Origin of the sequence: Vibrio sp. 10N.286.51.E5, from assembly GCF_041469125.1 — a bacterium.
Lineage (GTDB): Bacteria > Pseudomonadota > Gammaproteobacteria > Enterobacterales > Vibrionaceae > Vibrio > Vibrio crassostreae_C.
On sequence record NZ_JBFRJZ010000146.1, the window covers coordinates 1 to 1,110 of the forward strand.

General features: G+C 39.5%; 2 protein-coding genes. Both read right to left on the reverse strand.

Going from position 1 to position 1,110, the window contains the following annotated elements; translation table 11 throughout:
• Positions 1–163: 163 nt before the first annotated feature.
• On the reverse strand, positions 164–856 hold the full coding sequence (locus AB4161_RS23145; protein ID WP_372084483.1) for a hypothetical protein: 693 nt from the start codon (positions 854–856) through the stop codon (positions 164–166).
• The coding region (locus tag AB4161_RS23150) for a hypothetical protein (protein WP_372084485.1) at positions 853–1,110 on the reverse strand (258 nt) is incomplete at its 5' end. The genes AB4161_RS23150 and AB4161_RS23145, both read right to left, overlap by 4 nt.

Consider the following 1,110-nt stretch of genomic DNA (forward strand, 5'->3'; position numbering starts at 1 on the left):
AAGTGCGATCCCGCCCTGCCTTGGACTGTTAGGTGTCTCAACAAAAAAGAGAAGCCAACGTGGGCTTCTCTTTTTTACTTCTGTGAGAACAGATTTTTGTAGAAAGTGCCAATTTGCAAGAGCAAAGTCAAATTATTCAATGCTCTACAATTGGAGGCTTTTATTATTTAGCAGAAAACATGACATAAATGAGCGGGCGATCTACCGTCCCCGACACTTTAGCTACAGTGCATGAAATATCACGCGTCATCAATCTTCTAAATGCAGGACAAATTAACTTGTTTATGTACCCTATCGGTTGTTCTGCGATAAACAAGGCGACTGCATTGCAGTCAAATTCATTATCATTTTCACACTCAAAGCGAACCCGCGCACCTATATCTATAGAAGCAGCCTCATCACCAGTGATGTAGTAACGCGAACCTGCAACTTCCATTAAATAATCAAATGGTAGCTGTGCTTCCGATAAATCAGGGACTAAGTCGAAGCCATCACTAGGTAGCTGGATGCCGGTATGAGAAATTAAATCAAAATCAGTACCGTCGAAGTTCTCCGACAAATAATGGTTTGTTAAATACTTCCTGAAATCACGTCGCGAACGTGGTGGGAGCCTCTTCATAAATGTAGTCATTACGTCATTTGTATACACGTCATCACTTAAGCGAAAGGCAGGGTAGCCCATAAAGCCATGGTCCAAAGCGGCAATATAATCGGGTGTATCAACTAAATATGAAAACTCAAAACCACTAGCAGCCTTTTTAAGGAGCCCAACCAAGTAGCGCTGATTGCGATCGCTATTAGATTGCCAAGTCAAAAAGAGTGTTTCTACATGTAGTGGATTTTCTATCGTAATCATTTTTTTAATTCTTCTTTTATTAACTTAAAGCGTACTTCTAGATTCTTTTGAATCCACTCAAACCTTTCTCGAGTAAAAGGAACTTCCGCTTTAATCTTAGTTAAATCTTCTATTTCCGCTAGCATACTCACTAAGTCAAGGTTATCAACCTTTAGTTTAATGTGAGCATTACTCTCTTGATTAAAGTTGAAAAGAGCTTTAACAAGAAGAAAGTGCGGCACTCTATCCTGAGTATGACCCTGTAAATAATTTTG

Bases quoted from the DNA above. Each gene is read 5' to 3' on its own strand.
- AB4161_RS23145 (WP_372084483.1), bottom strand. From the start codon at position 856: ATGATTACGATAGAAAATCCACTACATGTAGAAACACTCTTTTTGACT.